General features: G+C 58.2%; 16 protein-coding genes, 1 pseudogene and 1 CRISPR repeat array (1 of these 18 running past the window's edge). Of the genes and pseudogenes, 5 read left to right on the forward strand and 12 right to left on the reverse strand.

What is annotated here, in order from left to right; all coding sequences use genetic code 11:
* Window positions 1-2,601: direct repeats of the CRISPR family, unit length 28 nt; unit sequence TTTCTGAGCTGCCTATGCGGCAGGTCAC; it begins 2,169 nt to the left of the window's first position.
* A 130-nt stretch (window positions 2,602-2,731) separates the two neighbouring features.
* From cas6f to cas1f, 6 genes are all read right to left on the reverse strand, one after another.
* Entirely contained in the window at window positions 2,732-3,298 is a 567-nt protein-coding gene (gene cas6f / locus E8K88_RS10450; RefSeq protein ID WP_136406611.1) for a type I-F CRISPR-associated endoribonuclease Cas6/Csy4, read from the reverse strand.
* Between the two features lie 15 nt (window positions 3,299-3,313).
* Entirely contained in the window at window positions 3,314-4,333 is a 1,020-nt protein-coding gene (csy3, locus tag E8K88_RS10455; RefSeq protein ID WP_240754456.1) for a type I-F CRISPR-associated protein Csy3, read from the reverse strand.
* 29 nt (window positions 4,334-4,362) lie between these two features.
* Window positions 4,363-5,460 (reverse strand): type I-F CRISPR-associated protein Csy2, encoded by a 1,098-nt coding sequence (csy2, locus tag E8K88_RS10460; RefSeq protein WP_136406612.1) that lies wholly within the window; start codon window positions 5,458-5,460, stop codon window positions 4,363-4,365.
* Window positions 5,457-6,833, reverse strand: a complete 1,377-nt coding sequence (csy1, locus tag E8K88_RS10465; RefSeq protein WP_136406613.1) for a type I-F CRISPR-associated protein Csy1 — start codon at window positions 6,831-6,833, stop codon at window positions 5,457-5,459. Before csy1 ends, csy2 begins: the two co-directional genes overlap by 4 nt.
* 441 nt (window positions 6,834-7,274) lie before the next feature.
* Window positions 7,275-10,826, reverse strand: coding sequence for a type I-F CRISPR-associated helicase Cas3f (cas3f, locus tag E8K88_RS10470; protein ID WP_136406614.1), 3,552 nt, complete (start codon window positions 10,824-10,826; stop codon window positions 7,275-7,277).
* Complete coding sequence (gene cas1f / locus E8K88_RS10475; protein WP_136406615.1) at window positions 10,823-11,848, reverse strand: type I-F CRISPR-associated endonuclease Cas1f; 1,026 nt, start codon at window positions 11,846-11,848, stop codon at window positions 10,823-10,825. Before cas1f ends, cas3f begins: the two co-directional genes overlap by 4 nt.
* Before the next feature lie 659 nt (window positions 11,849-12,507).
* Between cas1f and E8K88_RS10480 the strand changes: the two genes are divergently transcribed.
* The gene (locus tag E8K88_RS10480) at window positions 12,508-13,647 is read left to right on the forward strand and encodes a choice-of-anchor U domain-containing protein (protein WP_205880064.1); all 1,140 of its coding nucleotides are present in this window, start codon (window positions 12,508-12,510) and stop codon (window positions 13,645-13,647) included.
* Between the two features lie 186 nt (window positions 13,648-13,833).
* Here E8K88_RS10480 and E8K88_RS10485 read toward each other — a convergent pair whose 3' ends face one another.
* From E8K88_RS10485 to E8K88_RS10500, 4 genes and pseudogenes are all read right to left on the reverse strand, one after another.
* A complete protein-coding gene (locus tag E8K88_RS10485; protein ID WP_136406617.1) occupies window positions 13,834-14,517 on the reverse strand; it encodes a DUF6348 family protein in 684 nt (227 codons plus the stop codon).
* Window positions 14,518-14,592: 75 nt separating this feature from the next.
* The gene (locus E8K88_RS10490) at window positions 14,593-15,285 is read right to left on the reverse strand and encodes an ABC transporter ATP-binding protein (protein ID WP_136406618.1); all 693 of its coding nucleotides are present in this window, start codon (window positions 15,283-15,285) and stop codon (window positions 14,593-14,595) included.
* 73 nt (window positions 15,286-15,358) lie between these two features.
* Window positions 15,359-17,014, reverse strand: a pseudogene (locus E8K88_RS10495) (ABC transporter permease); the annotation flags it as partial.
* Between the two features lie 171 nt (window positions 17,015-17,185).
* Complete coding sequence (locus E8K88_RS10500; RefSeq protein ID WP_168797306.1) at window positions 17,186-18,226, reverse strand: Fe(3+) ABC transporter substrate-binding protein; 1,041 nt, start codon at window positions 18,224-18,226, stop codon at window positions 17,186-17,188.
* A gap of 366 nt (window positions 18,227-18,592) precedes the next feature.
* Here E8K88_RS10500 and E8K88_RS10505 point away from each other — a divergent pair, with 366 nt between their 5' ends.
* From E8K88_RS10505 to E8K88_RS10520, 4 genes are all read left to right on the forward strand, one after another.
* A complete protein-coding gene (locus tag E8K88_RS10505) occupies window positions 18,593-20,134 on the forward strand; it encodes a hypothetical protein (RefSeq protein ID WP_205880065.1) in 1,542 nt (513 codons plus the stop codon).
* Window positions 20,131-20,928 carry a hypothetical protein gene (locus E8K88_RS10510; protein ID WP_136406620.1) on the forward strand — a complete coding sequence of 266 codons (798 nt, stop codon included), beginning with the start codon at window positions 20,131-20,133 and terminating at the stop codon, window positions 20,926-20,928. The genes E8K88_RS10505 and E8K88_RS10510 overlap by 4 nt, the downstream gene beginning before the upstream one ends.
* Window positions 20,929-20,931: 3 nt before the next feature.
* Window positions 20,932-23,751, forward strand: a complete 2,820-nt coding sequence (locus E8K88_RS10515) for an ATP-binding protein (RefSeq protein ID WP_136406621.1) — start codon at window positions 20,932-20,934, stop codon at window positions 23,749-23,751.
* A 170-nt stretch (window positions 23,752-23,921) separates the two neighbouring features.
* Window positions 23,922-24,464, forward strand: a complete 543-nt coding sequence (locus E8K88_RS10520; RefSeq protein WP_136406622.1) for a DUF192 domain-containing protein — start codon at window positions 23,922-23,924, stop codon at window positions 24,462-24,464.
* Window positions 24,465-24,784: 320 nt separating this feature from the next.
* On the opposite strand, the gene E8K88_RS10525 is transcribed toward E8K88_RS10520, so the two are convergent.
* A complete protein-coding gene (locus E8K88_RS10525; protein WP_136406623.1) occupies window positions 24,785-25,261 on the reverse strand; it encodes a DUF4149 domain-containing protein in 477 nt (158 codons plus the stop codon).
* 27 nt (window positions 25,262-25,288) lie between these two features.
* On the reverse strand, window positions 25,289-25,765 hold the full coding sequence (gene greA, locus E8K88_RS10530; protein WP_136406624.1) for a transcription elongation factor GreA: 477 nt from the start codon (window positions 25,763-25,765) through the stop codon (window positions 25,289-25,291).
* Window positions 25,766-25,954 lie beyond the last annotated feature (189 nt).

The following is a 25,954-nucleotide window of genomic DNA, read 5'->3' on the forward strand; positions in this document are numbered from 1 at the left end:
TGCCTATGCGGCAGGTCACGCCTGCGATGCTCAGCGAGCTCTTTGATGTGATTTCTGAGCTGCCTATGCGGCAGGTCACCATGCCGACAATTTCAGGCCCCATGGCTCCGAGTTTCTGAGCTGCCTATGCGGCAGGTCACTGCCTACTTTTGCACAGTGGCGCACCGGCAGTTTTCTGAGCTGCCTATGCGGCAGGTCACACACAAATTGCCTTGCTTGACGTATCCAGGCGTTTCTGAGCTGCCTATGCGGCAGGTCACTACAGTTCCAGAGTCTAGTGATTTTTCTTATTTTTCTGAGCTGCCTATGCGGCAGGTCACGTATCTGGTATTTCCCGGTGTGCATGACCGCGTTTCTGAGCTGCCTATGCGGCAGGTCACAACAGTTCCAGAGTCTAGTGATTTTTCTTATTTTTCTGAGCTGCCTATGCGGCAGGTCACAAGTACCACCGTTACCAATACACATCGCGTCATTTCTGAGCTGCCTATGCGGCAGGTCACTACAGTTCCAGAGTCTAGTGATTTTTCTTATTTTTCTGAGCTGCCTATGCGGCAGGTCACGTATCTGGTATTTCCCGGTGTGCATGACCGCGTTTCTGAGCTGCCTATGCGGCAGGTCACAAGCATCCCTTTCTAACCCACAGCGCCCTTGATTTCTGAGCTGCCTATGCGGCAGGTCACTATAGCAGCTACGCAGCAGCTCACAAGCGTATTTTCTGAGCTGCCTATGCGGCAGGTCACACATGGCTGACCGTTAGCGCCTTTGGCTATCTTTTCTGAGCTGCCTATGCGGCAGGTCACGCCAGTAATCCACATCCCACCTTGCATTTGGTTTTCTGAGCTGCCTATGCGGCAGGTCACGTGCTGGTGTTGGCCAGAATCCGTGGCGGGTCTTTCTGAGCTGCCTATGCGGCAGGTCACGAGAAGATCATGCGCGAGTCGCAAGGCTTCAATTTCTGAGCTGCCTATGCGGCAGGTCACGCCAGTAATCCACATCCCACCTTGCATTTGGTTTTCTGAGCTGCCTATGCGGCAGGTCACGAAAGCCTTCTTGCGGCATATGCATTTGGCATTTTCTGAGCTGCCTATGCGGCAGGTCACCGCTATATCGGCTAGCTTTGCTCTTGTCTTCATTTCTGAGCTGCCTATGCGGCAGGTCACAACTTCAACTCAGCTTTAGTGAGCGACTTCATTTTCTGAGCTGCCTATGCGGCAGGTCACTACAGTCAGGCCGGTATAAGTAGCAACGCCAATTTCTGAGCTGCCTATGCGGCAGGTCACGTTTTGGTTTATACGTCATCATCATAGTTCTTTTTCTGAGCTGCCTATGCGGCAGGTCACGCGATGGTGATGGTGATGGTGACCCTCACCCTTTTCTGAGCTGCCTATGCGGCAGGTCACCATGCCGACAATTTCAGGCCCCATGGCTCCGAGTTTCTGAGCTGCCTATGCGGCAGGTCACTACAGTTCCAGAGTCTAGTGATTTTTCTTATTTTTCTGAGCTGCCTATGCGGCAGGTCACAAGTACCACCGTTACCAATACACATCGCGTCATTTCTGAGCTGCCTATGCGGCAGGTCACTATAGCAGCTACGCAGCAGCTCACAAGCGTATTTTCTGAGCTGCCTATGCGGCAGGTCACGCCAGTAATCCACATCCCACCTTGCATTTGGTTTTCTGAGCTGCCTATGCGGCAGGTCACGTGCTGGTGTTGGCCAGAATCCGTGGCGGGTCTTTCTGAGCTGCCTATGCGGCAGGTCACGTGGTGCGGCGTGGAAAGCTATTGGGGGTGCCTTTCTGAGCTGCCTATGCGGCAGGTCACCCCGTCGTCGTAGCGGCTATGTTCGCCACCTGTTTCTGAGCTGCCTATGCGGCAGGTCACGTGCTGGTGTTGGCCAGAATCCGTGGCGGGTCTTTCTGAGCTGCCTATGCGGCAGGTCACGTGGTGCGGCGTGGAAAGCTATTGGGGGTGCCTTTCTGAGCTGCCTATGCGGCAGGTCACCCCGTCGTCGTAGCGGCTATGTTCGCCACCTGTTTCTGAGCTGCCTATGCGGCAGGTCACTCAGGCGTAAAAAAAGCGCCAATGGTGACGCTTTTCTGAGCTGCCTATGCGGCAGGTCACTGTAGTGGATGCTGCCTACAAATGCTCTATTATTTCTGAGCTGCCTATGCGGCAGGTCACCACAAAACGCCGAAGCCCTACGGAAAACCTATTTTCTGAGCTGCCTATGCGGCAGGTCACACACGATCAAGTTTCAACGCCCCACCTTGGATTTTCTGAGCTGCCTATGCGGCAGGTCACTCTCGTCTGCACTAGCCGTGCTTGCTTCTCTTTTTCTGAGCTGCCTATGCGGCAGGTCACCTGCTAACGTCTCAATTTGATAATTGTCTCTATTTCTGAGCTGCCTATGCGGCAGGTCACATTAATACTCTCGGCTGCCGGGCTTGGAGTGTTTTCTGAGCTGCCTATGCGGCAGGTCACAGCAAGCAGCTGCATCAGCCAAGACCATCACTTTTCTGAGCTGCCTATGCGGCAGGTCACAGCAAGCAGCTGCATCAGCCAAGACCATCACTTTTCTGAGCTGCCTATGCGGCAGGTCACTAGATTCTAAATCCTCTAATCCTCTGATTTTTAAAGAACAATCCCTATAACAAAGCAAAACACCCAAATTCTCGGGTGTTTGCTAAGTGATTGATTTTCCTAGGTACTTGGCGTACATCAGGAAAAAGGGTCAAAACCACGGAATCGTCGCGCTGGTGCTCAGTCCGTAAGCATTAAAGCTGCCCTGTACTGTCGACGACACAGGCTCGCTCAACGCCAGAAACAGCTGAAATGGCTGGCCGGTGCTGCTGCTGCGCAGGTGTACAAAAGGCAGGTTAGGCTGGCGTTCTACGCTATCGGGAATGGCGAGGGCTGCCTGTTCTGGTGTTTCACCTTTGCGTTTGATGCGCCTGCGGCGCAGGCGCTCAGCATTGGTTTTGAACTGCCGGCGTGTGAAGTGCCGATGTTCTGCATCTGCCGGCACTGCCGCTACGGGGCTTAGCTGTGTGTGATCACGCATACCCCGCAGCCAATCGCTGGCCAGCAAGGCTTGCAGTGATGGCTCAGGGCCCAATAGGCGCAGCACCTGGCCTAAGCCGCGCGGCTGCATTTGGTAGTGCGGAAAGGCAATCGCAATGTCGGTGCTGCCTTGGGCCGCCAAAGCACGATGGAGCTTGGCAACCAAAGCACCGAGTAAATGCGCAGGGCTGAACTCCGGGTCTGGCAGCAGTTCAATATCGGTGTAATGGCTTGTCATGGCATTGGCCTCGGCTTAATTGCCTGCATCGCCGAACACGCCGCCACGGATCAATACGGCCAGCACAAAGTGCTGTTGCTCCAGAGCGGGGACTTTGTCTTTCAAAATCCAGTCGTCCAACAGGTTGTAGAAGTCCTGCTTTTGTTTGGGCTGGCGGTAGGCTTTGCCTTGGGTGGTGACGGAGCCATAGGGCTCGACCGCAATCGGTCCTAGCTCGCTTGCGCCTTCGTACCAGTCATCAATGGTGCGGATCGCATTGCCCAGCTTTTGCGAGTGAATGGCTGCCACTTCGCCCACTTGGTAGAGTGTTTTGCTTTTATCGCCGCGACCACGCTCCAAAATCAACTCCTGTGATGGAAAAACTTCCTGGCCCGCGCCTACGCGCACATAGGCGGTGATTTGCAGCAGCACATGCGCTGCATTGGCCAAGCCTTTGGCGATCAGGTCGGCCAAGGCATCGCGGTCTGCTGTGGCACTACCAGCATCGAAATGGCGCAGGCCAAGCGCCAGGGCGTCAAAACTCCAGCTCTGGGCGGCCTTGCCTTGCTCTAGCTTGGCAATGTCAATGCGCACTTGCTCTGCGCCCTGGCGGTTACGCCACAAAAAACGGCCATTGGCCAGGTTGTGCGCGTAGCGTTTGGCCAACTCGCCAAAGCCATTGGCTTGTACATAGCCATCGACGGTGGATTTCAGTTTGGCCTGGTATTCGGCGTTGTTGCAAGCCGATGGTGTGCCTGTGCCCGCCAGCACGCGCAAGGTGAAGCTGACTTTGAGCGTGTCGGCATCGGCTGGCAGCGCTGCCACATCCACGGTTTGCAGGTTGGGGCTTTCAATCGCAGAGTCTAATTTTGCCGGGTCCTGGTCTTTGGTTTTGAGTCGGTTGGAGATTGTTCCGCGCACCGATTTTTCGCGCAAAGCCACTGGCTGCCACTGTTCAGGCTGGGCAATGGCGTCCCAATGGCCTGAGTGGAAGAGGGCATCAGAAGGGTCGAGTTTGCGTTCAAACGCGAGAACGGAAGCTGTTTTTAAAGACATGGTGATTCCTTTCGGTTCGAGAGTCGGATTCAATGGGCTGCGGCAGCGGCCGCATGCAAGCTGGCAGATTCGGGCGCGTCAGGCGCGCCAGATACCGTGGGTTCGTCTGGTACAGGCGCAGGCGCAGGCGGCTGATAGCTGCTGCGGGCGCGGTACAGACCACGCTCGACTTGGCTGTCCGGCCACCACAGCAAGTCGCTGATGCTGTGCATGTGGTGCGGGCTGACCCACTGGCCAACGGAGTAAACACTTTCAACAAAGCGCAGCGGGGTGTCGGTGTCACGTGCATTGGCCACCTGGCCTGCTGCATGCACGTCGGACAGCGCGCTATAGCCCACGGGGATGGGCACCAACCAGCCTGCGCCTTTGGGGCGGTCGTGCGACCAGACCAGTTTGGTTTTTCCGTCTGCTCCTGGCTCTTCATGGCTGCGCCAATTGAAGCGGGCCAAATCCAGCCAGGCATCGAGTGTGCTGGCCTTGGCATCTTGCTGTTGCAATTGCTGCAAGCGCTGCGCCAGCAAATCATCGCGGCCCACCAAGGCGAATCCAGGCAGCAGGCGGCGGCGCAGTTTACGAAATTGCTCTGCGCGCTTTTCTGCATCGGCATCGAGCGCAATCAGCCAAGGGGTGATGAATTGGCCAGGTGGCGGTTGGTGGTGAATCACCGAGCCGCCGGCAATGCGCATGGTGCTGAGTAGCTCGCGGATTGTCCAGGCCAATGCCTGGCGCTCAGCCTGCTCAAGTGTGAATGGGTTGCCGGGAGCGGTGTCATCCACACCGATTTGAAACACCAACGAAATATCCAGATGGATGCGGCCTTCTTCGACAATTGCTGCGGTGCTGCCGTCCTTGTCGACGGGGTTGCGGGTGAGCCGAAAGTTTTTAACAAAACCGTCTGTCACTTGTTCTTCGTGCCAATGGCAGACCACGCCCACTTTTTCAAAGAACAGGTTGTCAATGCCTGCCTCTACCAGCTTGCGCTCCAACGCCCATTGCAAACCCAGGAATGCCGTGATCGATGGAAAACCATGCGTGAGCGGGCTGGAGATGGCATTGGCGTTTTGCACGCGCAGATGTGGAATTACCAGTAGTCCTTTGCCGACCAATGAATGCAAGGCCTCTGTCATGCTTGTTTCCCTTTGCGGCTGTGGATGTAGTGGGGCGCTTTCAATTCCGTGCGGACATCGTGCAGTGCTTGCGCCCAGCCATCGTCGCTTTCATCGAGCAGCAGTTCTTTTTTCCATTGGCGGTGTTCGGCTTCGCCTACCGGCAGTTTGCCTGCGAGCTGGGCGTTGAGCCAATTGCCAAAGCGGTGGCCGATTTGCGCAGGCCAATCCATTAATTGCCACTGTGCGTTGAAGTCCGCATCGCTTTCTGTGCGCTGGGGGTTGAGCCATAACTGCTCAGCAGGTGCCAGCTTGCAGCGCGCATCGGCTGACCAGTTGGTGCCGTAGCTTTGCGTCCAGTCGCGCTGGAGTTCGGCGGCCATCAAGACCAGCTCATCAATCAGCGAGGCGACGTGGGCGTCGACGCGATTGCGTGTGGCAGCGTTTGCAGGCGGGTCGGTGAGCAAAAAATCCAAAAAGGCCTTGATGCCGGGTTTGACGCCATCGCGCTGCAACAGCATGTGATCAATCACCGAGTGTAAGCCCCAAGGTTCGCGTGTGCGGCTGCGCCATGTGGGGGGCAGGGCGCCGAGCAGGTAGTTGCTGCCGCCGCGCTCGCTATTGAGTTGGGAGATGTTTTGGGGTTTGGTGCCGCCCAGCTTTTGCACGGCCAACTGCGGGTAGTCGCGAAACACGCCTTCGTGCGCTTTGCCTTCGCGTTTGGCCGCACGCGCCGCTTTGTTGGCTTCACCAAAGCGCACCTCCTGCACGTCCTGGTACACCGCATGGGCCAGCGAGCTCGCATACAGAGGCGCAAGCAAATGGTAGTCTTCGTTGGCACTGGCATCGCTGCCCACCATCCAGTACAGCTGCTTTGCACGCTGGTGGCTGGCCACATTGGCACTGGCAGTGCCAACCAAGCCCACCAATGCATCGCGCCATTGTTGGGCCTGTTCGGCATCATCGCTCAAGGCGGCAATCGCATGGGCATCGCCTGCAACCAAGGCATCGAGCAGGCTTTGCCCTTCGGGATTGATGGCAATCTTGAGGAATTTGTACACATCCAGCGCAGCGGCATTACCGACTACGTCGCTGGCAAAGGAGGCTGCCAAGTTGTGCGTGCCCACCTCTGCATGCGCAGGGAGTTGCTGCGGCGGCACATACAAGTTGGTGCCGCGTGCATCAGGGTGGATGGGTTTGAGGGAGTGGGTGACGGCTTGGATTTGTTTGACGCGTCGTGCAGCATCTTGCAGCCAAGATCCAGGCTGAAATTGCTCTTCTAACTCGATGCGTTTGGGGTCATCCTCAGCAAGCTTGCTTAGCTTGTCCGCTAGACGGTCACGAAGAAATGTATGGATTGCGCTACGAACATGAATAATTTGTTCGGCTGACATTGGGGTCCTTCCTCAGAAATAGGAAAACGGTACAATCCCAGAGCGGCAATGATGCGACTCTGGGATTTTGAGGGTCTACTTATCTTCTACGTTTTCGTTTTCGACGCATAACGCTCTCCTTTCTAATTAGCCGTTGTTGGGGGATGTCTCTTGCAGCTTTGCCGAAGAGCCCATACAGGATTGCCGTCCTGCATGGGCTCGAATTTTATAGCTGTTTCATTTTTTATGTCAACATCCAGTAAATATTAAACTTGTATTCGCTCTAATCGCTCTAATTTTTCTTTGATCGAAGTATAGACCAAATTTTCGCAAGGCTCTTATCCTTTTTGTAGAATCTGGTGGCTACCGCATAGGTAGCTCAGAAAAGTAAGTATTAACTTGTCTTCGCAAGGTGCCCTGCCGCAAAGGCAGTCAATGAGCTAGATGCGATTTATTTTGCAGCTATTTCATTGTTTTGAATCCCAAAGCCGGATGCCACCGCCATCCTTGCGCACTGGCACGCAAGCTGGCGGTGGCAAAGCGTTTGGCAAAATCCTGCACAGACAAATCCATGGCTTCGGCTTGTGTTTGCATGGCCTGCCAGAAATCGCTGTTGCCCCAAGGCGCAATGCCGGGGCCGTTGACTGCCGCGTCATCGATGCGTTGTAGCAGCGGGCCATCGACCAGCACGTACAGCTGCTCCCATTTCTTTTGGCCTTCCGCTACGCGGTAGAGCAGGTAGCCGTCTTCGTCGTCATTGGGCCGCAGCACCAGGTCGACGTATTCGCTGCTATCTTGCCTAAAGACTTGGCTTTGCTGCATCGCACCGCTCAACTGGACCGTGGGCCAATGCCAGAAGCTGCTGGCATTGAATGCGCTGGGCAGTGCCGCTTGGGCCGTGTCAGGCTGCGGTGTCTGTGTTGGAGCCGAAGCCGCACGGCTCTTGCGGCGGTGGCCTGTGGTGGCTTGTGCTGATGGCTCTGGCGGCAGCATGTGCGCTTCCATGCGGCTGTGTTCCAAATCGACCAGATTGCTTTTGGTTTGGCGCAGCTCAGCAGGTCGCGGCAGGATGCGCGGGCGGGCATCGACGATGAATCGCTGCTCTGCATCCAATACATGCGAGAGCAATGTTTGTAGCGTGTGTACTTGCAGTGGAAAGTCCAGGCTTTCAAAACCGGGGCGGCAAAAAGCCGGCTTTCCCGGTTGCTCAAAATGGCGCAGATTGCTCTCGCACACCAGGATGTTGGGCGCTTTAAGCGCAGCAGGGCTGCGGTGGCGCAGTACACGGCCGGCCAGCTGGATCAGTGAGCGCATGGACGAAGGCTCGGCAATGGCCCAGTCGTAGTCATGGTCACGGCCGACTTCGGTGACCGGACTGCCAAGGACAATAAAAAGCTGGTCGGCCTCGTGGTGCGCATCGATGGTTTGGCGAATTTCTGGCAGCTCAAACACCGCATTCGCATTGCGGCGGTTCAGTGCCTTGTCCAAACGTTGCTCGATGGCTGAGCGCGCAAACAAGGGAAACTGCGAGTGGTAGACGCACAAATGGATGCGCACGCCTTGGGGTGCTCCAAGCTGAAACAAGGCCAGCGCCACCTCATACAAGGGCGCAATATTGGCCATGCGCACCAGGCCAAAGCTGATGCGTTTGGCACTGTGCGTATCCTGGCTGTGGTGCTGTGCGTGCAAATCCAGCGCCGCATCGCGCAGCAGTTGGGCGAATGCTGAGTCGCGGTCGGCCTGCGTCAGGTTTTGAAAGCCTGTGGGCATGGCCAGCAGTTGCGCCCATTTGCGTGGCAGGGCCTTGGCTTCAGCGGCCAGTTTGCTGCTGCGCTGCTCTACAAATGGCGCGTGGGCGGCTGCAAAACTGCTGGCGTCAGCGCATTCGGCATAGTGCTGGTGGAATTCATCGACCCACAGGCAGGCCACGCGCGCTATTGCGTGCGGGCGGGCGCTGCGGTTGCGCTGAAAGTGTTGTCTGCCATGCCAGTAGGCCTGAAACAAGCCTTGTACCAAGGCCGGTGGCAAGGTCGCAGAGGACAGCAAGACCCGCGCACCCAATAAGCCCGCCCAGTGCACCAAGCGGCTCAGCGCTGGCATATCGGCCATATCAAAGTCATCGGGTTCATCAAGCACCAGGTCGCCGCTCATCAAGCGCAGCATCGGCGCTATTTGTTTACCACCACGCAGGCTTTCTGTTGCGGGCATCAGGTGGTCGACCGTGCATACCAACAGCGGCGCAGCCAATAGCTTGCGGGCGGCAGCATCATGGCCCAGGTAGTGCAGTGCAGGGTGCTGGTCATTGCCTTCAAAGACGACGTGGCTGCTTTCTTCATGCAAGGCTTGGGTAGAGGCCGAGCCGGTTTTTTCTGCTTGTGCTTCGTAGTATTCAAACAATGCGCGGTTGGCTGCGCCGCCAACCTGGATGGCCAGTTCGTCATCGCCCAGGCCGAGGTCGTGCTGAAAGCTGCGACCGGTTTGCATGGTCAGCGTGCGCAAGCCCATTGCAAAGGCGCATCGCAGCCCTTGGTGCGGATTGGCCAAGGCGTTCATGATGCGGGCGTTCGCCAGTGTTTTGCCGCAGCCCGTCGAGGCCATATTGACGATGAAAGCGCCATGTTCGGACGCATGTTGGCGCACGCTGGCTGCCAGGTCGGCGGCCTTGTCTTGCCAGCGAAAACGGGCTTGGTCGCTGCGTTTTTTCAAGCCACGGTGGTTGCGCAAATGGGCGAGCTGGCGAGCGAAACTGGGCAAGGCGTGCACCAATTGGCTGGCATGGTGCTCTACGCCCAGCAAGTGTTCGTCTAGCCGTTGCAGCGGTTGGCCTGTGGTGCGGTCTGTGTTGGCAAACAACGGGTAGTGCTCCTCACCTTTGCTGCGCAGCGCTGCACTGACTAAGCCGGAGTAGTAGTGGTCGGCCAGCATCAGCGCCAGCCGTGCAACGTGCATCACGTACGGGTTGTGCAAGGCGTGTATGGGCGGTGCTGCTGGATTGCCTGCGTCGGTGGCAGTCAGTGCATGGCCATTGCCGTTGTCTGCAGGCCCAGCGCTGTCTTTGCTTGCCTGGCGAAGCAAGGCCTGCGCTGCGCGTGCTGCCCGGCCTCGCCACGCCTCGGTGGTGACTGGCAAGCCTTTGGAGAAACGCCAATAGGCGGCAATGGCGGTAGCATCGCGTGCCAGAAAAGGCTCGTTCCAATCAGCGTTGATGCGTGCGAGCAGCTGGTGCAGGTCGGCTGGCAACACGCTGAGGCGGCGGCCGTGGTAGAGCGGTTTGCTAGCATCCAGCATTTCAGCGGTGCTGTAAGGCACGGCTGGCAAGCGGTGGTGTGTCAGAATCAACCATGCCACGGCTTGTGCTAAAGGTGGTAGCACAGCCAATGGATTGTGTGCTGCGCTAATGGTCTTGTCTAAGCCATCGCGCAACAAATGCCCGTCACCAAGCCATTGTGCCAGCCATGTAGCGGGATCTTCGACGGTTTTTGCATGGTCCAAGGCATGCAGCCAGGCCTGGTCGCTGTCTAGGCCGCAGTGGCTGACAAACGCCTGAAAAATGCGCACCGAGGCCCATTCGTGGCGGTAGAGGTTCTTCTCTTTTAATTCACCCTTGAGCCTGCTTTGAAAGGCGTCGCTGGCTTTGCCCAAATCGTGCATCAAGGCCGCCAGGGCCGTGAGTTGCTGCATTAGCCGCAGGTGGTGCCAGCCGTTTTCATCGTCGGCGCGCAGCACGTCGCTTTGTGTGGTGTTGGTTGGTACTGCGCCTTCTTCGTTGAACTGCCTGGCATCGCCCACGACCCACAGCAATTCGCTGTGGTTTTTGCCGCCTATGCGGTGGCAGGCGACTGCGGTGTTTTTGCGGGCGGTTTGGCGCAGCAGCTTGCGCAGTGTGTCCAAGCCCGCTTGGGTAATGGCGGTTTGCCAGGTGCGCTCGCCACGGCGTTCGGCAAACTGGTCCAAAATGCGGCGCGTTTCTGTCAGCGCGCGTTTGCTGCATTGCGAGATCAACAATACATTCATGCGCTGCCTTTTGGGTCTGTGCTGGCTGCAGTGGGCGCTTGCTTGGCCTGCATTGCCAATTGGGCCGTAGCGGTGGCAATTGCTTTGAGCTGGTCAATCATGAAGTCCAGTGATTCGCTGCGGGTCAGGGCTTCAATGCAGTTGCGGCGAAATTGCTGCTCGTCATCGCCGCGCATGGCTGATAGGAATGCTTGGGGCAAAATCGCCGCGTCTTTGACCAGGTCTGCCGCATCGAACACCAAACCACCGCGCCGGGTTTTACCGTGCAGCACGGCCAGGCCATGCGGCAAACCCAGCACCCACGTGGCAGTTGCGCCTAAGCCGTAGGCCAGGTAGTTGCCGTGGTCCAGAAAACGGTTGGCCGGATCGGTGCCGCTGCCGCGTTTGGCGCGGGTGAATTCGCCGTAGCCGGTGGCATCGACGGCCAGTTTGAACAGTGCCTTGGTCAGGCGTGCTTCTTCAGTCAGCAAAGCGGTGGTGTCTTCGGCCAGGGAGATGGCGCGTTGGCTGCGCTCAATCAGCTCAGCCAATCTGCGCCCATCGGCGCGAAAGCCTGCATCGGTGAGTGTGCGGTGGCCCCATTCGCTGTGCAGGCGGCTCAGCCGTGCGGTTTGCAAGGCCTTGGCGGCCATTAAGCGCAATTCATCATCAAACCAGAATTGCACCCAGGCTTGTAAAAATTCAGTGGGGCGGTATTCGCTTTGCGGTGTGAGCCAGGCCACTTCCACATCGACCTCATTGGCACTGAACAGCGGGGTACCACCACCGCCACAAAAGCCAACAAGCACACCGGCTTTGGCCAACTCACGCATCGCTGCCTGGGTCAAAGAGGTGCCAGTGCCCAGCAGGATGCAGGTGGTATTGGCAATCGGAATATTCCAGTACAGCTGGCGTTTGCCAGCGTCGGTCACATACTCGACCCGCCCGCCATTGACGAGTACGCGGCAATGCTCCAGGTAGTAAATATTGGCCCGCTTGGAGTGCAGGATGGTTTTGAGGTCGGAGGCAGCAATGTCATGCATGCCTGGCTTTGTATCACATTGTTGCTGGCAGCAACGTGATGCGTAAAGGCTTTAGGTCTTCCGGCAGCTCGCAATCGCAGAGAATGTACTCAGGCGCCGCTCAAGGACCACAGCAGACACGCGGCAGAGGGGTTGATCATCCATCTTCATGTTCATGCCCCAAATACCTGAAACAAGGGATGGTCAAATATTTGTTAAATAGTAAAATAAGCCAGTAAGTTACGCTTTTAATTGCTTAGCAAGTTCACCAATCCACCAATAGCATCACGATCAGCATCTAGGCCAATGCAATCACTGCCATTTCTGGGGGCTGCAGTTTGCTTGAATGCACTGATCTATCAAACTGCAGCACAGTGCACTGTTGCTTAGATGGGGTTTCTAAGCAACAAGTTACAAACGGCCATTCGCAAGGTACAGCACACGCACACGGGCAGCATCACCAGTGGAATGATAGCTAAATCGAACGCATGCGAACGCCACTTTTTCAGATGGCTGAAGGCATGTCTTTCGTGGCGTGCATTGTGGCTAGCAACGGCATCGAATCAATAGAGAACACCATGAAAACGAAGGCAGAACAGCGCATTGGCTTGAGGCACTCAAACTGGCAATCTTTGCTTGGAGCTAGGCAAGGCAGTACTGCCTGGTTTCGATTTTTTGCTGTGCTCGCGCTTTTTCTGGCGCTTGGCAGTCCGTTGCTAGTGCAGGCTGCGGCAGCCGATACGGGCTACCAGCTAAAGGCATGGACAGGTTGCGACAACAATGCCAGCCTGACCTGCACACTCTCAGGCATTCGTGAAGACAAATCTGAGATTACGCAATTTGCCAAACAGCTATTCACTGTGACTGCGCAAGTGTCGCCTGCCGACGCTGGCAGCATCACTTGCGAGGCAATGCACATTGCCTATGGGGAGGGGACGACTTGCACGGTCCATCCCGCGGCAGGCTACGTCGTAAACTTTATACGTGGCTGCGACAGCAAGGATGGCCTTGTCTGCCAACTCAGCGGTGTCACTGGCAATCGCAATGTCACAGCGGAATTGGTCAAACAGCAATACAGCATTACTGCACAAGTGAGTTCTCCCTATTTGGGCAGCCTCATCTGCGAGACAAACCGCATTGGGTTTGGTGACAGCACCACTTGTACCGCCGCAGCAGAGCCAGGTGCGCGTTTTACAGGGTTTGGTGTCGACAGCGTATGCGCCGCGAGTGCGACGGCTGCACCAGAAACTTGTGTCCTGGAAAATGTGACATCGGATCTTGCTGTGTTCGCCCATTTTGAGCCCTATTTCAGCGCTCTGACGGTGCCAACGGTGGGGGAACCTGCCACAGCGAGCGCCAGCTTTACCGGTGGCGGCGCGGATTGCCGATTGGATCTGAGTCGTACCGCCTTTGTCGCTGCACCAGGTTCTCTACCAAATGGACAAACCATGCCGCATGGCATGCTTGACTTCAAGCTGATCGGTTGTAACTCAACGCCAGTGACCGTCAGCATCGCTTGGCCAAATGCAGTGCAGGGACTGACGAAATGGGGCAAAGCCAGCATTGATGCCACATCACCAAGCTATTTCCAACCCAGCGATCTGGTGGTCGCGGGCAATACCACCACATTTACCGTGCAAGACGGTCAGTTAGGGGACGATGACTGGGCCACCAATGGCGTCATAGTGGATCCGGTGGGGGCCACCGTGCCTGCTGCTTTGGCTCAAGCTGTCCCGGTTCCGACACTAGGCTACCTGGCTTTGGCACTGATGGGGCTGATCGTGGCCGGCTTAGGATTGCGTGGCTTGCATCAACGTTGAATTGGCCAGGAAACAGTGGAAGGTTTGCAGCTTTCTCCGTAACCATCTACTTGTAATCATTGCCAAGTCAGCCTTTCAAAGACCGTCAAGAGCCGATGTTCAGGCCAACCACAGGCTACTGATTTTTCCTGTTGAACTGCCCCTTTTTTGTGTCTTGCGCAATTGTGAAAAGATCGTCAACAGGTTCTAATGGGTATTGCGCGGCATTGCCAACACAAAATGCCGCAGCGCGGCAAATGCCTCGCCTTTGGGCCATTCAATGCTTTGCAGCAAATTCGCACCCGCTTCCCAAGGCTGGTTGTCCAGCAGCACTTCAACCGCTTGCAGCTTGTTGGCGCTGGTGCACAGGTACACGCGCAGCCAATGGGCGTTGGACGCGGTGTGGGTCAATAGGGTTTTGAGTTCATCGAAGATGTCCAGATAGACATCGACCAGCGGCTCGCCATCGCCTTGCGGCTGCAGGGGGCCGATGAAGGCTTGCCATTGAGGGCTGCCATTGTCGGCAGGGCCGGTCCAGACTTCGGTTTCGGCCTGGCCAGCTTCGCACTGGTGGCTGGTCAGGGCTTCGATGATCGGGTGAAAGCAGCCTTCGAGCAGGCGTACAAAGGCGTAGCGCACAGCGTCTTCGGGGGTGGCGCCAAAACCGGCAAAGGTTTCAACCAACGGGGCTTCGCCCAGGATGGCTGCATGCACTTGCAGCTCCAGCACGACCATGCTGGCTTGGCCAATATGGGGTTTCTCAAAAACCTGCACCTGCATGTGCGCGGCGCGCTGGTCCACTTCCAGCCATTCGCCCACAGTGGTGTGGGCAAGGCCGTGCCCGTCAAGCGAGCTTGTCAAATAATGGGTGGCGAGTTCATTGAGTGTCATGGGCTTCATCGACTGGGGAGCAAGGCTGGCGATTGTGCCTGAAGTCTGTGGCCTTGTGGCTGTGCTGCGGGCCGTTTATGCCGTGGCGCTGTCATGCCATGCAACGGCTTGGCCAGGCTGCATTCTGCCAATGCGGTGGCCCATGATGTCGGCTTCACGGTGGTTGTGGGTGACCAAAATGGCCGTTTGGCCGGTTTGCTGCAGGATGTCTTTGACCTCTTGCGCCAAGCGCTCGCGCAGATCGGTGTCGAGGTTGGAGAAAGGCTCATCCAGCAGCAGCAAGGCTGGCTCTGGTGCGAGGGCTCGGGCCAGCGCAATACGCTGCTGCTGCCCGCCTGAGAGTTCATGCGGCCAGGCGTGCTGGGCTTCGCGCAAGCCCACCAGCTCCAACATCTGCAGGCTGCGCGCTTGTCGCTCGGCGCGGCCGAGGTGGCCCAGTCCAAAGCCAATGTTGTGTAGCACATTCAAATGGGGGAAAAGTGCGTAGTCCTGGAACATCATGCCGACGTTGCGGCGCTCAGGTGCGAGGGCATAGCCTTGGCGTGACAGCAGGTTGCCATTGAGTTGGATGCTGCCGCTGCGCAAGGGCTCAAAGCCCGCGATGGCGCGCAAGATGCTGGATTTGCCGCAGCCCGAAGGGCCAAGCAAGCAGGCGGTTTGCCCGCGCGGCAATTGCAGAGAAAAATCGCGCACGACCATGCGCAGGCCTTGACGGCTGTCGTAGCCCAGGCTGATCTGCTCCAGTTCAAGAAATGTGGCTTGGCTCATGCGTGTTGTAAAGCGTACGGGTCGAGGTGTCGGAGGGTGATGCGGCTTGTGCCGCAGGCGGGCTGGCGATGTCCAGGCGTGTGCGAGCCAGCAAGACCACCGGCAGCAAGCCTGCCAGCACAATCGCCAATGCGGCGATGGCACCTTCTTCGTAGGTGCCGCGTGCGGCTTCGGCGTAGAGCCGGGTGGCCAGGGTTTCGATATTGAGTGGTCGCAGCAGCAAGGTGGCGGGCAGCTCTTTCATCGTGTCAACAAAGACCAGCAAGGCACTGGCAGCCAATGCGGGCTTAAGCAGTGGCAGGTGCACCCGGACGAGGGTGCCAGTGGCGTTGTGGCCCAGCAGGCGCGAGGCCTGCTCAAGCGAAGGCGGGATGCGGGTCAGCCCAGCTTCCACGCCGCCAATGGATATCGCCATAAAGCGCAAGCTGTAAGCCAGCACCAGGGCGGCCATGCTGCCCATCAACCACAGTGATGGGGTTTGCAGCAGCCATGAAAGAACTTGGTCGAACAACGCCATTGGGGTGAGCAGGCCAATGGCCAAGATAGTGCCGGGAATGGCATAGCCCAGGCTGCCAATGCGCGCGCAAGCCAAGGCCCAGCGCGGGCGCTGGCCGTGCATGTTCAGGCGGGCCTGCCATGCCAGCAGCAGGCCGCACAGCACGGTGACCAGCGTGGCCAAGGCTGCCAACAACAAGGTGTGGCCCAGGCTGCTCCACAGTGCGCTGGAGATGTGGCCTGCCTGGTCCAGCCGTTTGATGGTGGCCGAGACAAGGTAGGCAGCAGGCGCTACAAAGCCCAGCAGCACAGGCAAGCTGCCCAGCAGCAAGGCCAAGCCCGCTTGCCAGCCCGTTAGTCGTTTGGCCTGCATAGGGCGCATGCGTTGCGTGACGCCAAAGCGCTGGCTTTGGCGCGCGCGCCGCTCCAGCCAGACCAGGGCCATGACCAGCACCAGCATACACAGTGCCAGTTGGGCTGCGGCGCCCAGGTCTGAGCGGGTAATCCAGGTGTTGTAGACGGCCACTGTCATCGTGCGCACGCCCAAAAACTCCGAAGCGCCAATGTCGTTGAGCGTTTCCAGCAAGGCCAGCGCCAGGCCCACGGCAATACCGGGCCTGGCCATCGGCAGGGCGACACGCCAAAAACTGCCCATGGCTGAGCAGCCCAGCGTACGGGCCGCTTCCAGCAAACTGGCGGCCTGGCTTTGAAACATGAAGCGCGTGCTCAGGTACACATACGGATAGAGCACCAGGCCCAATAAAGCTATGGCACCGGGCAGGGAACGGATGTCGGGCAGGCGAAATTCCCGCGGGCTGCTGTAGCCCAGGATGTCGCGCACCAGGCTTTGCACTGGCCCCAAAGGATGCAGCAAGTCCAAATAGGCAAACGCAATCACATAACTGGGAATGGCCAGTGGCAGCAATAGCGCCCAGACCAGTATGCCACGGCCTGGAAAGTCATAAGCTGTAACCAGCCAGGCACTGGCCGTGCCAATCACGCTGACCACCAGGCCCACGCCCAGCAGCAAGTACAAGGTATTGCGGGCGGTGACTGGCAAGACATTGGCCAGCAGGTGTGACCAGTGTGCCGTATCAGATTGCAGTGCATGCCAGACCAGGCCGAGCACCGGGGCAAGCACCGCAATGGCAATGAGTGCACTGCCTAGGCGCGCTGGCCAGGAAGTCAGGCGCAAGCGCTGCAGTGCTGAAGAAGAGGGGGCGGCAAAGGCCATGTGAGAGAAGTCGCGAAGAGGGGCGCTGGTTGGCAGAAATAGCCGGTTGATGCAAAGCAAAAAGCAGCTATGAACATGTTCATAGCCACTTTTGTGCGATGCATTGGAGCCGGTGTTTCCGGCTGGCCGCTAGCGCATGCATTTTATGCTTTTAAAGCGGCCTGATTCGCATTAATTATCAAATCCTACCTTGTCCACCAATTCGCTGGCCTGTTTGCGGTATTTGGCAATTTCCGTCAGAGGCAGTGGGTCGACTTTGAGCACGCCAAAGGATTCGGTCACTGGGTTGAGTTTGACGCCCTCACGGATCGGGTATTCGTAATTGGCGTTGGCGTAGAGCTCCTGGGCTGGTTGCGAGACCAGGTATTCAAGCAGCGCAACGGCATTGTCTTTGTTCGGGGCGTTTTTGGCCACCGATGCGCCGGTGATGTTCACGTGCGTGCCGCCGCTTTTGGCAAAGGTGGGGCGGATGACTTGAATCGCGTCGCCCCATTTGCGGTTGTCGCTGCCGGCTTCGGCGTTTTTCATGTGGCCAACGTAGTAGTTGTTGGCAATGCCGATGTCGCAAATGCCGCCCAGAATGTCACGCGCTACATCACGGTCGCCGCCAGTGGCCTTGCGCGCCTGGTTGGCTTTGACGCCTTGCAGCCATTTTTCAGTGGCTTCGGCGCCGTCGTGCGCGATCATGGCCGCAATCAACGCGGTGTTGTACGGGTGCTGGCCGGCGCGGATACACACCTTGCCTTTCCATTTCGGATCAGCCAGGTCTTCATAGGTGAAATTGTCGATTTGGAGGTCTTTGTCCGCATACAGCACGCGATCGCGCAGCGACAGGCTGAACCAGTCGTTGTTGGCGCTGCGCAGATTGGCAGGCAAAACGGTAGTCAAGGTCTCGGATTCAATTGGCTGGGTCACACCCGCGTCGACCAGGTCCAGCAAATTGCCAATATCAACGACCATGAAAACGTCCGCCGGGGAGTTGGCGCCTTCGGCTTTCGCACGCTCGAGCAAACCGTCTTTGACAAACACGGTGTTGACCTTGATGCCCTTGTCTTTTTCAAAAGCTTCCAACATGGGCTCAATCAGGCGGGGCTCACGCGTGGTGTAAAGATTCAGTTCGCCAGCGGCCATCGCTGCGGTCGAGACGCAGACGCCAGCGGCGGCCAAAGCAAGTGCGCTCAAAGCGCCGGGGACCAGTGTTAAACGTTTCATGGTGCAAATCTCCTCGGGTTGGAATGGTGTTGGCGCATTATGCCGAGTATGCAATTGATAGCGATATGTATTCCCATTGTCTTTTTATGAGATTTTTGCTGACTACGCACTGGGTATGGCAAAAATCCAACTGCAAAAGCGTAGCACGCATTCAGGCCCCCGTCGTGCAGCCTAGTGGGTCCCAACACCCAAAACCTAAAGAGCGCAAGAGACAAAAAACGCCTTGCACAGCCATTTTTTTGTGCCTTGACCGGCTGCGTGGAGCTGATCGACAGGCGCTTGGGCAACGCTGATGCAGCGCAGCAGTGCAACAAAATGCGAACTGCAGCAGCTACCGGGGCAGCGCACTGTGCATAATGCCGCGCAATGCACTCGTTTGATTTAGACAAACTCGAAGACGAAGCCGGCAGCTTTGAGGCTTACTTTCGCACCCCGGAGTTGGCCGCCCAGGCCCCTTTGGCGTGGCTGGTTGAGCGTAAAAAGCCCTTGCTTGATGCCTTGCGTAGCCTGTTTTCTGGGCCACAGCATGTGGTGCAACTGCGCCTGTGGTGCTTGCTGGCCTTGGCCAGCGTTCCCAAAGGGCGCTTAGACCGCGATGATCTGGCCCAGCTGTTTCATGCCCTGCAGCCTCAAGCGCTGGAGAACGTGCTCAAGCGCCTGCGCGACGCGGATCTGCTGGTCTGGGATGCGATCCAGCAAGATTACGCCTTGTCTGATTTGGCGCGCCAGGTACACAGCCTGCTGGCGCCGCTGACCATCGCCGAAGCCGATGAGAGCGAGTTGGCACAATTGTTGACGCAAGTGGCTGGTGCGCAAGCCCTGGGCTTGGTCGATGCCAGCCAGCTGCAGCATTTGCATGCGCAATTGGCGCGTTTGCATAGCGATTTCGCCGAAGCCATCGCCAGCGGCTCAGAGGCGCGCTTACGCGAAGCGCAGCCGCGTTTTGAGCGGGCGCTGCAACTGGTCGATAGCGCTGGCCAAGCGCTGACGGCCTTGATTCGCAGCGACAGCGACGACCCATGGATGGAGCGCGAAGCACGCGCCTTGGGCCATGCGCAAGCGCGGCTGCTGTCAATGGCCAGCCAGTTCAACCGCGCAATGCAGCAAGCCGATCGCCAGCGCGTGACCTTGGGCAGCACTGGCGTGAACAGCTCCGACGTGCGCGACTGGTTGCGCGACCATGCGCAGCTGCACAGCTTACTGGACGGCGCACTGTCAGGCAGCGTACAGCCTTGGCTGATCAGCCAGCATGAATTGCTGGATGTGGCCGAAGCCGAGTTGGAGCGCGACAGGCCCAATCCAGAACGCTCGCATGCCTTGCCACCGCCGCATGCGGCTACCGGTGGGTTGCTGGATGTGCCCAGCATGCCTGAAGAATTGCATGGCCTGATTGACACCCTGGCACGCTGGAAAAAGCACGACCTGGCCGACACAGCGGCAGGCGAGGGCCGGGATGCGGTATTGCGGCCAGTGCACGAGGCCGTGCTGGGTGGGCGCTTTGCCCAAGCGGCCTACCGCATGCAGCTGCTGCCTTTGCTGGGCGATCCACAGGCCCAGACCCTCAAAGGCCAGACCGGCGAGCTGGCCCGCGCAGGCTGGCGTGCCGTACTGCTGCCCTGCATGCAGGAGGTCGATAGCCGTGAAGTGCTGCGCATGAGCCAAGGCCGTATCGTGCCAGCTGATTTTCAGGGCGATGCCGCGCTGATCGAGGCCGCCCGCGCAGCGCTGGACCAGGCCTTGCCAGCGGCTAAAGCCAAAGCCAAAACCAAAGTCATAGGCAGCAAGCGTGCAAGGCAGTCTGCCTCTACGCAGCAAAAGCCGCCCACCACCCAAGCCACAAGCACCGAGGCAGCCGAACACAAAAAACCAGCGCCGCATCGCGAGCCATCCAAAGGAGCGCCTACATGAGCACCCTCGACGAAGCTGCCTTGTTGGCAGCACAACTGCTGTCCAAGCGCTGGCTGCCACGCCAGCACCCCGGTATCAAACGTGCGTTGATCGATGCCGATATGTGGCAGTCGCTAGAGCAACGGCTGGCGGCTGTCGGCCTGCGTTTGGTCGATAACATCCATGCCGACCACGTCAGCGTGGCCTTGCTGCGCAGTGCGGAGTCTGCCGTGTTTGACGAAAGTGGCATGCACAGCCATAACAACTTCGATTTGCCGCGCGATGGCGTGTCGCTGCTGGTGGTGCTGTGGGCCTTGATTGTTTTACCGAAGCGCGAGCGCCAGGCCGCACGTGACCAAGACGCCAGCAACAACGAGCAAAGCGAAATGTTTGCGGCCCAACGCCCGTTGCCCAAAGCCTCAGATGTCAGTCCTGTGGTGTCTTACAAAGCCTTGTTGGCCGATTTTGGGCCGCAGTTGGGTAAAAAGACCCGGCTCGACACCAACCTGAAACGTTTGGAAAACACCGGATTTATCGTGCGGCGAGGCGATGACATTGCCGAGGGCCCGCTGCTGGATTTGCTGCTGGACTACGACGTGATGGCGCCACGCATTCTGGATGGCACTTTGGCTGATGTGCTCAGCCGCAGCAAGATGGCCGAGCTGCATAAGCCGCAGAGCAGCGCGCCAGAAGAGCCGGCTTTGGCCCCGCTTGCGCCGCAGCAAAGCGACGCCGCAGAGGCTTTGGCGCAAGCGACCGAGGGCCGTGCCAGCCTGCCATACACTGCCGGGCCAGAACCCGATACGAAAGCCTGAACCATGTTCCACCTGCAATCGATTGAACTGCTGCACTGGGACTATTGCCAGCGCCTGACTTTGCCGCTCGATGGTGCGATCATCACCGTCGCCGGCCCCAATGGCTCGGGCAAAACCACTTTGCTCGATGCCATGCGCACCTTGCTCGGCCTGGAATGCTCAGGCGGGCGCAGTTTTAAAACCTATGCGCGCCACGCCAATGCCGATTCGTCGTGGCTGCGGGCCGTGGTCGATAACCGCCCACGCAGCCGGCAAAGCTCGAACCGGCCGTTCGCACGCAGCCTGCTGTATGCCGACCAGGTCACGCTGGTGTGCCGCATCCAGCGCAATGCCGGAGACTGGCAGCGACGCTTTTGCATGGCCGAGGGTGATGTGCCGATTGAAAGCCTGCTGGAGCTGCCCGAGAAGGACTGGCTGGGGATTGAACAATGGCGCAAGCGCCTGGAGACAGCAGGCTTGTCCAGAGCGATTGCCCGCGTGTTGGCGCTGGAGCAAGGCCAGACCGACCGTCTGTGCGAATACTCGCCCAAAGAGCTGCTGCGCCTGGTGTTTGATGTGTTTGGTGACCAGGAAGTGCTGGACCGCTACGAAGAAGCACGCCGCCACCAACGCGATGTCGCCGACGAGGTCGAGACCGCCAGAAAAGAGCTCGCGCATGGCGAAGCCCAGCTGGCTTTTGTCGAAGCGCGTTTGAATTTGTACCGCCAGTACCAGCACAAGCTGCGCGAGCGCGAACGCTTGCATACCGAGGTGATTCCGGTGCTGCAATGGCGCGACGCCCGAGATGCCTTGACCCAGCAAGCCAAAGACCTGCACCGCCAGCGGGTCGAGCACGCCCATAGCTTGCAACGCCAGCGCCAGGACCGCATCGCGCTGTACCAGCTGGCCCAGGAGCTGGAAGCGACAGCAGAGCAAGTGGGCCAGTTGGAGGTGCTGCGCCAGCAAGCCCAGCTGGCTTTGTCTGAGGCACGTGGCCATGAAACGCCGGTCGAAGCCCTGGTCAAGCAAGCCGATGAGCTGCGCGCTTTGGCGCAAGTCGAAGGCAATGCCGAGCAGCTGATGGCCCGCATTGACAGCCTGGAGGCAGACAAACACCAGTATGAGCGCCAATGGCATACGCTGCAGCAAGCCAGAGAAGCAGCGCAAAAGGCCTTGGACCAAATGCAAGCGCAGCGTGGCGCCCCACGTGCCGATGATGCGGCCCGTTTTAGCCAGGTGCTGCGCCGCCACCAGATAGAACACCATTTTGTTGCCGATGCGATTGAAATCACTGACAACCAGTGGCGCGGCGCAGCCGAAGGCGTGCTGCGCAGTGCGCGTTGGGTGGTGGTGCTGGCCCATGCCAGTGACGAAGCGCAAGCCAGCGCATTGGCTGAAAAAGAGCGCTACCGCCATTACCTGGTCAGCGATGCAGTGCAGGTCACCCCCGCCAGTACGCCGCCAGAGAGCCTGCTGGCCGTGCTCCGATGCAACAACACCATTCCTGTGTGGCTGCGCAGAACCTTGGCAGGCGTGCGCCGGGTCGAGACAACCCAGCAAGGCTTTGCCCAAGGCGGTGAATGGATTACGCCGCAAGCCTACTGGCGCGATGGCCGGGGCGGGCGCAGCGTCTGGGTCAACCCCGAGCAACACCAGTTTGGAGCGGCCGCCCTGGCAGCGCGGCGTGAGTCGATTCAGGCCCGCTTGGCCGATCTCGACGCGCAGCTGCAAACCACTGCCCAGCATCAGCGCGAAACCGAACGCCAGCTCAAAGCCGCCCGCGAGGCCACTCAAGGCCAGCGTGCAGCAGAAGAATTGGCGCGTCGCGGTGATGAATTCGAACAAGCCCGCCAGCAGTTGGCCCAGCTCAAAGAAGCCCGCATGACGGCGGCCAAACGCTGGGCAGAGCTGGATGCCCGCTACACGCACAGCAGCGATGCCCAGCGCCAATGCAAGGCCCGTTATCAGGAGACGCAAGCGCGCCTGCAGGAAGGCCAGTCGCTGGCAGAGCGCTTTGCGCGAGAATGGCAGCAGCGGCGCGATGAGCAAAAAACCAAAGTGGCCCTGTCACAACGCCAGCGCCAACAGTTCCCGGCGCGCTGGATTGCGCCAGAGACCTTGCAGGCTTTGCGCAGCCAATTCACCAATGCCACGCAGGCGCGCTTGCGCAGCGAGGCGGTAGAGCGGGAGTTGGCTGGCGGCGAATGGGAGACCGACCCGGTAGTGCAAGAGCGCCACACCTTGATGGTCGCGCAAGTAGGCAGCCAGCGCCATCACATTCTGCAACGCGAAGCCAGCAATGAGTCAGCGCGTATCGCGGTAGGCAATGCGCGTGAGCGCTACATCGATGTGCTGCGCACAACCGTGCGCCGCTACCGCAAAAACATCATTGAGCTGGGCGAGCTGGCGGGTGTGGTGGTGAATGCCGATACCCCGCACCTGGAAAACGACGATGTGGCGCTGCGCCAGGCCGAGTTGAAAGTGCATTTCAACTTCGATGGCAAAGGCCAGATTGGCCTCAATGATGGTGAAGCATCCGGCGGGCAACAGGTGATCAAGTCGCTGATCTTGCTGGTGGGCTTGCTCAAAGACGAGGATTCTTCTGGTGGCTTTGTGTTCATTGACGAGCCGTTTGCGCATTTGGATGTGCGCAATATCCAGCTGGTCGGGCACTTTCTGAAGTCCACGCGTGCGCAGTACGTGCTCACCACGCCGATCACACACAACGTCGAAGTGTTTGAGCCAGCCGATGTGACCCTGGTAACAGCCAAGAAAAAGCCGGGCGAGCGCTGGGCGCCGCCGATTGGTGTGTTGCAACGCAGGCCGCAAAGCGCTGGCTACTGAGAACCTTTTAACGCTCGCCGCGCTGCGCAGCAAAAGCCCTATTGCCAAGGCCATGCCTGATGTAGTATCGATGTCCTTCAGACACGGTCATATACGGGTTTGGTCGCCATCTGCTGTGGTGTTTGCGTCGTAGTATGATGGGCCAATACCTTTGTTTTATTTGTTTTTTCATGACCGTACTTGCTTCTTTTTCCTCTGTTCTTGCAGGCTGTTTGCATAAGCCCTTGCGCAAGCTGAGCTTGGCTGCCGGTGCGCTGGCTATGTCGGCTGCGGCTGTTGCGCAGGTTGGCCCTCAAGCCAATGGCCAGCCACAAATGGATTTGCCGCGGCTGGATATCACCAGCACCATGCACCGCATTGACGCCCAGGTGGCCGCGACCCCTTTGCAGCGCCAAATTGGTCTGATGCACCGCCAGAGCATGCCCGAGCATGAGGGCATGCTGTTTGTGTTCGAGACCCCGAATGTGCAGTGTTTCTGGATGAAAAATACCTTGCTGCCTTTGTCTGCCGCTTTTGTCGCTGACGACGGGCGCATTGTCAATCTGGTTGATATGCAGCCAATGTCCACCGATTCGCATTGCTCCACCGAGCCCGTACGTTATGTGCTGGAGATGAACCAGGGCTGGTTTGTCAAGCGCGGCATCGAGGCTGGCGCGCACCTAAAATCAAAAATTTTTGAAAACGCCGCTGCTCCGAGCGCCAGTAAGCAATAAAAAACAGGCCTCGGTTTGGAGGCCTGTTTTTTTGAGAAGATTAGAGCGTGTTCTAAGAGCCTGTTCAAAGTCTCGACGCAGTCGCGCAAGGCACAAAAAAGAGGCAGTACAAGACGCCTGTTGCAGTTCATACGTCTGTATGAGCACAACGGGCAACGCAGTCATGCGCTTTTTTGTGCCTTGCCCTTCGGGTTGGAGCCCAAAAGGCACGCTGCTTTGTTAAAAATCCTCGCCGGGCAGCTAGCCCGACTGCGGTTTTTGCCGCGCATCGTATCCTTTTGGGCTCCAACGCGGTCTGCGTGGAGACTTTGAACAGGCTCTTAACGCTGCCAGTGCAGCTTAGAGGCCAGTCGCCACAGCACGACACTGGCGCACAGCCATTGGGCTGCATACATGCCGGTGCCCACGCGGTGCCATAAAGCCAGGTTCTCGCGCGCCACAATGCGCGGCGCTACTGCATATTCACTGAGCAGGGCAAGCACGGCGCCAGCCAGAATCCATGCGGTCAAGGCCATTGCCCAGATCGCTGCTGGGCTGGGCGCTGGCAGCGGCGTGCCTGCTGGCGTATCCAGATAGTCCGGGCGTGGCGTGCGCAGCGTGAAAATCAGGATGAAGCAGCAGGCCAGCGATACCCAGGTAGTCGCTGAAAACAGCTTGGCTGCCATTTGTCCGGCAATCGCCGCAGTGGGCAGGTGGCTGAACAACAAGGGCACACACAAAAAACCAACCACACTCAGGCTGCCCCACCACAGGGCCGCGGCAAAGAGCGGGAGTTGTTGCTGTTTGATTGTGTGCATGGCGGGATCGAAACTGGTTGGGTCGATTTAAATGTAGCGAACGGCCACGATTTCGTAGCTTTTTTCGCCGCCTGGGGTGACCACCACGGCCACATCGCCTTCCAATTTGCCAATCAGTGCGCGCGCGATTGGGCTGGAGACATTGAGCAGGCCCTTTTTGATATCGGCTTCGTCTTCGCCGACGATTTGGTAGGTAACGCGATCGCCGCTGTCTTCGTCTTCCAACTCGACCGTGGCACCGAATACGACTTTGCCTTCGGCATTGAGACTGGCTGGGTCAATGACCAGCGCAGCAGCGAGCTTGCCTTCGATGTCTTTGATGCGGCCTTCGATAAAACCTTGGCGGTCTTTGGCGGCCTCGTACTCGGCGTTCTCACTCAAGTCGCCTTGCGCGCGCGCCTCAGCAATGGCGTTGATGATGGCTGGACGTTCTACGCTTTTGAGCTGATGCAGCTCGGCCTTGAGCAATTCAGCGCCGCGTGTGGTGACGGGAAGAGTTGTCATTTTTCACTTTCCAAAAAAACGCACCGCCGAATGTTGCCATGCAGCGGTGTGAGATTGCATTGATTGTGCCCATTCTGGGTTGGGCTCGTAGAACGTGCACACGGCCTGGATGCATGAAGCAATCAGGCCGTGGCAGTTGGTAAGAACGTGCTTGCGTTCTTTGAGCACGTTCTTTGGGTATGGCAGCTA

The organism is Lampropedia aestuarii, from assembly GCF_004803635.1.
Classification (GTDB): domain Bacteria; phylum Pseudomonadota; class Gammaproteobacteria; order Burkholderiales; family Burkholderiaceae_C; genus Lampropedia; species Lampropedia aestuarii.

Coding starts and splice junctions, on each gene's coding strand:
- cas6f (WP_136406611.1), bottom strand. CDS start 3,298: ATGACAAGCCATTACACCGATATTGAACTGCTGCCAGACCCGGAGTTC.
- csy3 (WP_240754456.1), bottom strand. CDS start 4,333: ATGTCTTTAAAAACAGCTTCCGTTCTCGCGTTTGAACGCAAACTCGAC.
- csy2 (WP_136406612.1), bottom strand. CDS start 5,460: ATGACAGAGGCCTTGCATTCATTGGTCGGCAAAGGACTACTGGTAATT.
- csy1 (WP_136406613.1), bottom strand. CDS start 6,833: ATGTCAGCCGAACAAATTATTCATGTTCGTAGCGCAATCCATACATTT.
- cas3f (WP_136406614.1), bottom strand. CDS start 10,826: ATGAATGTATTGTTGATCTCGCAATGCAGCAAACGCGCGCTGACAGAA.
- cas1f (WP_136406615.1), bottom strand. CDS start 11,848: ATGCATGACATTGCTGCCTCCGACCTCAAAACCATCCTGCACTCCAAG.
- E8K88_RS10485 (WP_136406617.1), bottom strand. CDS start 14,517: ATGACACTCAATGAACTCGCCACCCATTATTTGACAAGCTCGCTTGAC.
- E8K88_RS10490 (WP_136406618.1), bottom strand. CDS start 15,285: ATGAGCCAAGCCACATTTCTTGAACTGGAGCAGATCAGCCTGGGCTAC.
- E8K88_RS10500 (WP_168797306.1), bottom strand. CDS start 18,226: ATGAAACGTTTAACACTGGTCCCCGGCGCTTTGAGCGCACTTGCTTTG.
- E8K88_RS10505 (WP_205880065.1), top strand. CDS start 18,593: ATGCACTCGTTTGATTTAGACAAACTCGAAGACGAAGCCGGCAGCTTT.
- E8K88_RS10510 (WP_136406620.1), top strand. CDS start 20,131: ATGAGCACCCTCGACGAAGCTGCCTTGTTGGCAGCACAACTGCTGTCC.
- E8K88_RS10515 (WP_136406621.1), top strand. CDS start 20,932: ATGTTCCACCTGCAATCGATTGAACTGCTGCACTGGGACTATTGCCAG.
- E8K88_RS10520 (WP_136406622.1), top strand. CDS start 23,922: ATGACCGTACTTGCTTCTTTTTCCTCTGTTCTTGCAGGCTGTTTGCAT.
- E8K88_RS10525 (WP_136406623.1), bottom strand. CDS start 25,261: ATGCACACAATCAAACAGCAACAACTCCCGCTCTTTGCCGCGGCCCTG.
- greA (WP_136406624.1), bottom strand. CDS start 25,765: ATGACAACTCTTCCCGTCACCACACGCGGCGCTGAATTGCTCAAGGCC.